The organism is Psychrobacter sp. TWP2-1-2 (assembly GCF_049896785.1).
Lineage (GTDB): Bacteria > Pseudomonadota > Gammaproteobacteria > Pseudomonadales > Moraxellaceae > Psychrobacter.
Genome location: NZ_JAFCVA010000033.1, coordinates 1 through 6003, shown reverse-complemented (window position 1 = coordinate 6003; position 6003 = coordinate 1). Strand labels below are relative to the sequence as shown.

At 37.9% G+C, this 6003-nt stretch carries 7 protein-coding genes and 1 pseudogene; 4 read left to right on the top strand and 4 right to left on the bottom strand.

Features of this window, described 5'->3' with window-relative positions:
* Positions 1-504 (bottom strand): MobV family relaxase (gene mobV / locus ACP7AE_RS13985; protein ID WP_426243823.1); only part of this gene is annotated, 504 nt, incomplete at its 3' end.
* A gap of 469 nt (positions 505-973) precedes the next feature.
* Between mobV and ACP7AE_RS13980 the strand changes: the two genes are divergently transcribed.
* From ACP7AE_RS13980 to ACP7AE_RS13970, 3 genes are all read left to right on the top strand, one after another.
* Positions 974-1249 carry a hypothetical protein gene (locus ACP7AE_RS13980; RefSeq protein ID WP_426243821.1) on the top strand — a complete coding sequence of 92 codons (276 nt, stop codon included), beginning with the start codon at positions 974-976 and terminating at the stop codon, positions 1247-1249.
* Between the two features lie 80 nt (positions 1250-1329).
* Positions 1330-1611, top strand: coding sequence for a type II toxin-antitoxin system RelB/DinJ family antitoxin (locus tag ACP7AE_RS13975; protein WP_426243819.1), 282 nt, complete (start codon positions 1330-1332; stop codon positions 1609-1611).
* On the top strand, positions 1598-1864 hold the full coding sequence (locus ACP7AE_RS13970; protein WP_201618368.1) for a type II toxin-antitoxin system RelE/ParE family toxin: 267 nt from the start codon (positions 1598-1600) through the stop codon (positions 1862-1864). Before ACP7AE_RS13975 ends, ACP7AE_RS13970 begins: the two co-directional genes overlap by 14 nt.
* A gap of 40 nt (positions 1865-1904) precedes the next feature.
* Here the strand turns inward: ACP7AE_RS13970 and ACP7AE_RS13965 are convergent, their stop codons facing one another.
* A complete protein-coding gene (locus ACP7AE_RS13965) occupies positions 1905-3053 on the bottom strand; it encodes a hypothetical protein (protein WP_426243817.1) in 1149 nt (382 codons plus the stop codon).
* Positions 3054-3307: 254 nt separating this feature from the next.
* On the opposite strand from ACP7AE_RS13965, the gene ACP7AE_RS13960 reads away from it, so the two are divergent.
* Positions 3308-3571 carry a hypothetical protein gene (locus tag ACP7AE_RS13960; RefSeq protein ID WP_426243815.1) on the top strand — a complete coding sequence of 88 codons (264 nt, stop codon included), beginning with the start codon at positions 3308-3310 and terminating at the stop codon, positions 3569-3571.
* 448 nt (positions 3572-4019) lie between these two features.
* Here the strand turns inward: ACP7AE_RS13960 and repM are convergent, their stop codons facing one another.
* Positions 4020-4970 (bottom strand): replication initiation protein RepM, encoded by a 951-nt coding sequence (gene repM, locus ACP7AE_RS13955; protein ID WP_404672452.1) that lies wholly within the window; start codon positions 4968-4970, stop codon positions 4020-4022.
* A 515-nt stretch (positions 4971-5485) separates the two neighbouring features.
* Positions 5486-6003, bottom strand: a pseudogene (locus tag ACP7AE_RS13950) (hypothetical protein); the annotation flags it as partial.

The window sequence follows — 6003 nt, the reverse complement described above, 5'->3', positions numbered from 1 at the left end:
CTTGCCCCTTGTTAGCCCTAAACCAGCGACCGTATTGGCAAAATCGGTCTGCATCTTGTTTAATTTAACCCTGCCTCCTAGAAAATCCTTACAGTTCAGCTTCCCCTTTTGGTCAATAGGAACGACATAAGCGACTAGGTGCGGTGTGGTTACGTCCTTGTGAATACTCACACCCGCAATATTTTCTTCTCCATGCTTATCACTGAGCCATAAACTGGCTCGCTTAAAAAACTCATCTTCCTTGCTGGTGCTCCAGCCGTCCCATTCAGGACTGGCGGTTATTAAATACTCAATACATAGCACCGCATCAGAACGTCTTTTTTCAGGGAGCCGATCTTTTATTGCCTGTTTGACAGCTTCAGGGGTAGCGACTGTGTGATCATTTTTAGGGGCGCGATTGGGGTCAGCATTGGGTGTTTCTATCGTTCGGTAGTTGTGTGCCAGACTGCCGCCAATATTCCCCATCGTCTTTAATTTTGCTGTTCTTAAAATCGCATAGTTCATTGCCACTTTTTCCTGCTTATTGGGTGTAATTTCACTAAGGTGTACATACTACACCATAAATCGACTCATTAGGAAAGCGAGACTTTTGACGAAAAAAGCAGTAAAAAAGGGCTATTTTTCACTGTTTTTGAAATCGGCTGTTTACAGATTGTAAACACCTTTTTCCTTTATAAATCAATGGTTAACGTCCATTTTGTTTGCACTTTGCAAACAAAAAAAAGCGTTAAGAATCATGTAAGTTTATGATTCTTAACGATTTTTTTCATCCCAATAGGGTGCGTAAGGTGTAGTCATAAAATTGAGTGGGAAATAACGGGTATTTTATCTGTCGTAATATTTGCTACAAAAAAGGGGTTATAAGAGCGTTACTCCTTGTCATTCACTGGCATAATCATAGCTTGGTACAAACCATTTATTCACCTAAAAAAATTATCTGTCGCTACAGATAATTCTAGTAACGGAGTCATTTATGAGCATGAGCGGTGTATCAGTAGCCAGCAATAGGAGCCTTCAGTTTGAAGCCACCCAAGAAGCGTATAACAGAGTGGTTATACGACTTAATTTGCTTTTAATTGAAGGTACAACCCATGAGGAAGCAGTTAGAACAAAGCTGTTTAAAGTTATGGATGAGAGAAATAAGCTAGGGGATTATTCCGCTTCTGATCTTTATGTCATGCAAAAAAGAATTGAAAAGAAGGTTGAAGATTTTCTTGCTGGATTGGATGAGCAGACTATCTCGGTTTGAGTGTAGAACGCTAAATCTATTGAGATTTAATCACCTATCGCTTATATTAGAGGTACAAATATAAGCGATAGGTGATTAATATGAGTACAACTAATTATAATATACGACTCGATCAAGATTTGAAGGACAGGTCTTTTTCTGTTCTTGAGAGCTATGGGTTAACGCCTTCACAAGCCATAAGATTGTTCTTGAACCAAGTCGCTGATACTAACGCGGTTCCCTTGTCTTTTGACTATCAGCCGAAGTTGAACGCGCAAACCCTCGCGGCTATTGCAGAGGTTGCCAATGGTAACGGCACTAAGTACGACAGCTTTGGTGATTTGATGGATGAGCTAGAAGGCGAGGCTGATGAGATCCATTGAAGTATCAAACCAGTTTAAGAGGGATGCTAAAAAGAATTATCTAAGCTTACTCACTCCTGCATGGGGTGAGGTGCTCAATTGTTTGACTAACGATGTGCCGCTACCGGCTAAGTATAAAGATCATGCGTTGACCGGCAATCACAAGGGATTTAGAGATTGCCACATCAAACCCGATTTGGTGCTTATCTACCGTGTTCAGAGCGATACGGTAGATTTTGTTAGGCTGGGTAGCCATTCAGAGGTGTTTGATTAGTTAATACTGACTTTAGCGTCTAAAGCCCTTTGGTTGTTGGCTACTTCTTAACTTTGGTTCTCAACCAATTTATGATTGAGTGTTTGGCTATTGCTAACATTAATTCATAAGTTGGATTTATTTGCGTTGCATGTAAATCACCATCAAAAATTTGTGTAGTTTCAAAAAATTTATTAAACGAACTTTCTGGAAACTGATGAGGAGGTTGAGTTCCACTATGTACAAAGCGACTTCGATAGTCATATACTTTATTTAAAATGTCTTCTATTTCTTCTGTTTTCATTTTGGAAGGATGCTCAGTTCCTTTCATGTGATTATTCCATTCTCCATCAGAAAAATGGTCTTTACTATCTACTATTTCTTCCCAAGTATCTGGTGGACAAAATTTTATAATAAATCTTGTGAATCTCTTTGATAGATATTTATCTTTACCCCTTGAATCTTTATATACCCTCAATAATTCCTTAAAATCATCATCATTCTTCGCTTTTTCTCCCCATTCCTTCTCTTTAGGATGCTGCTCTCTAAAAACCTTTCTGCTTATTGCTTCTTGTGCCACAGCTTCAATTGCAAAAACTAACAATGAGTAGGCTAGTCCAAAGTCATCTCTTTTTACTAAAATGGATAGGTGGATTAACCTAATAACCTGTATAGAGAATAAGTAGTCTTTTTTTTCAATGTTATTAAGTGTAGAAACTAACTCTTTTAGTTCCTCTATTAGCTTATCTTCCTGCTCGATAGTTAATTTGGTTTGATGCGCTCCAGTTCCTGCTGAAACAAATGGTAGGGTCAAAGCAATCTCACTAAAGCTCTCTTGAATTGGATCTGATGAGTCTAGTTCAACATCCCTAGGGCTTTTTACTGCTAATAAAGAAATAAAACTTACTAAGCAGCTTAAAATCTCTCCAAATAAGAGAGGATGTTCAAACCCTTCAGTGATCCAGGAGGGGTTATTTATAACACTAATCAAAGATGCCCTACGGAAAGCTAAGTTCACTTTATTTGATGGATTTATTGAAAAACTACCTAAGTCCCATTCTTTTGTGATAAAAAAAGTTGTACATATACAACTAAAGGTTTTTTTATCTTTGCTTGTTGAGCCTCTCTGTGTCTGTAAGTATAAGTCTTCCCTTAAGTAAAATATGCACTCACGAAATAAAACATGGTCTGATAAGACTGCTCTAGACAATTTATTACTCCTGTTTTAAATAAATATCAAGATTAGTATAATGAACTATTAAGCTAATTTCTTACTAGTTAATAATTCTATATTCAGCCCTAATGGACAATTAACGCTGTGTCTAAGCTATGAGTAGGAATGTATAAATCACTAAAATTGAAACACTCCACTTTAAAGATGTCCTTCTACACTACACAGTAGATGCGTTTTTCATAGAAAAACGCATCTTATTATCTTAAATTTAAGTTGTTGGAGAAATACATATGGAAAACTATATCACCTGCACTTTTAGCAGCAGTCATTTAGAGCTAGATAACAAAAAATTTGAAAGATGTAGCTTTAAACAATGTGTTCTCACATATGGTGGTGGACCATTAATATTTGAGGATAACAGCATGAAAGACACTGAAATTAAGTTTGTTGGAGCTGCGGCCAATACATTGGCTTTCATAAGTCACATAAGTCAGGCTCAAGGTCCAGGCTTCCTAGAAGAAATTCTTTCAAAATTTGATCAGCAATCTGAATAGTAATTTTCTAGCGTGTTTGACATCATCAATTCGCATCCTAGTAGAAGTATAAGTCTCTAGGATGTACCGAACTGCTGCTCCCTGCGTAAGGACTAAAATTAGAGCCAAAATTGTACGAATTAGAGTTTTGTCTGTAACAGGGAGAATTACCCATTTAAGCTATGATTTGACCTATCTCTTAGCTTTTAAGTCCCTTAGCCTAAAGAATAAATAACGACTCTATCCGTTTCTCTGAACTTTGCTCATCAGGCAAGTTCAGTTTTACTCATATAACGGTGCTTATAGCAAATCAAAAACAACTCAATCTACCCTCGAAAGGCTCACTTCATATACGCCACGAAGTATACTGTCGTTATTTCAATAGCTCAATCTATTAGCCTATATAGCGTACAGCTGAAGGTTCAAGTCCTCACTAGGGAACCGAACCGATCAAACGCACTCTTAAGCCCTAGTATTCAAGATACTCTCTGATAGGACGCTTTTTAAACTGTGAAGCATCTTTTTTAAGACGGTTGATCATTTCAAACTCCCACGCCTTAGGGTCTTGACCTGCTGGACTGGTAGAGCTAACAAGATGGTTATAATCAGCAATGAATTGCTTGTTACGTGTGATACGTCCTAGCTGATTGTCGTTTAATCCTTCTACCGTAAACATATCTGCTGTACTAGCGTCACGCTCCTTACTAACCACATCAGTCTTAGCTTTTGGTTTTTCATGAACAGTGAAAGCAAAACCTACAATTTTGCGTCCCTTTTTTACGTTCTCATATTTGACTTTAAGATCTGATTTTTTGTTAATCTCATCTGTAGCAAGGTCTAAAACACGTTTCTTAAAATCACACATCGCTTTGTATTCATTGATCCCTAGTCCCATTTGGTCTCTAAAAACCCCTATCTCAAAGCATGGTGTTTTTTTAGCTGTGCGCCATTGCGTCAATAACTCATAAAGGCGTACCGAATAAACACTATCAAACTGTGTCGTTTGCTCTAGCAAATACGAGGTAAAAAACTGCTCTAAGCCATTAATACGGCTGATACCTTCTACAACAGCAAGAGTAAATACTAGTTCTATTGCACCCTCACCATCATGATATTGCACCTGCTGTAACCAACGGCTTTTAATGGGCTTACCATTATCATCAAGGTAGGTAAAACGCCTATTGAATAAGGTTTCTTCAGCTTCCTTCATGCGCTTATAGCCATTTTGCCGTGTAGTTTCAAATACCTCTGCATAACGAGTGGCATCAATTCGTAACGGCTTGTCTGTACTTAATCCTGTGGCTGTTTCTCTAGCATCAACTATGGCTAGCTGAATAATTCGCACTTCAGCCAATGATAAAGTTTGTAACGCCTGATTTAGCTGATTAGTTTTTACCACTAGGTTTTTTTTAGTGTTCATAACCATCTTACCCATAACGATTTAATGACATACTACACCAAGTCATCTAAAGGTCAAATTATAAAAAGTCCTTTAATGGTAACCAAACGTCCTTTAATGGGTAACCAAACGTCCTTTAATGGGTAACCAAACGTCCTTTAATGGGTAACCAAACGTCCTTTAATGGAGGCTACAACCCAATAGCAGCAAGGCTCACAGAGCGTCTAAAAGCCTTTAAAAGCCTTAAAAGCATTAAAAGCCTTTTCTTATTTTTTTATTAACTGAAAAGACAAAAGAAAAAATCCCTAGTTACAGCAAAATATTAGGGTCTTTTTTATGATTTTTTAGATCAGGTAATCGATCAATCCTTTCTAGATCATCCATCAAATTGATTTTAAACTCACCCAAAGCAGCAATATTTTTCAAATTTATAGATTTTTTAGTATTTTCAGTAACTTTATTTGCCTGAACACCAGTAATTATCTGTAAAAACCCCTCTATTTGTCTACAGGATTAGATTTAATAGCTCCCTGACTTTATTTTGATACACACGTAGCTTTATTAGTATTATCCTTCTCTACAGCGATTTTACGGCGTTCTAGCAGCATTACCGTGTTCACCCTAGCAATTTCCTCTTGATTTAGACCATCAATCGCCACTAAGTAAGGCTCAACACGTTTTTTAAGGGTGTCATAGCTTCCTTCTGCCACGCTTTTATCTAACCTCGCCTTCTCGTAGTCGATCAAAATGCTATTTGCCGCCTTCACAATCGGTTCTATTTGCTCAATAACAGCTGCTGTGACCTTTTCACCATACCGAGCTTTGCTTTCAAACATTTCAGGCTTAGGCGATACGGTTTCGATAGTGAAGTCTCTCGCATGATTGATGTCGTGGTAATACTCCTTGATGCTGGTGTGCTTGGCTTTAGAGCCTTCCTTGCCCCTTGTTAGCCCTAAACCAGCGACCGTATTGGCAAAATCGGTCTGCATCTTGTTTAATTTAACCCTGCCTCCTAGAAAATCCTTACAGTTCAGCTTCCCCTTTTGGTCAATAG

Bases quoted from the DNA above. Each gene is read 5' to 3' on its own strand.
- ACP7AE_RS13980 (WP_426243821.1), top strand. From the start codon at position 974: ATGAGCATGAGCGGTGTATCAGTAGCCAGCAATAGGAGCCTTCAGTTT.
- ACP7AE_RS13975 (WP_426243819.1), top strand. From the start codon at position 1,330: ATGAGTACAACTAATTATAATATACGACTCGATCAAGATTTGAAGGAC.
- ACP7AE_RS13970 (WP_201618368.1), top strand. From the start codon at position 1,598: ATGAGATCCATTGAAGTATCAAACCAGTTTAAGAGGGATGCTAAAAAG.
- ACP7AE_RS13960 (WP_426243815.1), top strand. From the start codon at position 3,308: ATGGAAAACTATATCACCTGCACTTTTAGCAGCAGTCATTTAGAGCTA.
- repM (WP_404672452.1), bottom strand. From the start codon at position 4,970: ATGAACACTAAAAAAAACCTAGTGGTAAAAACTAATCAGCTAAATCAG.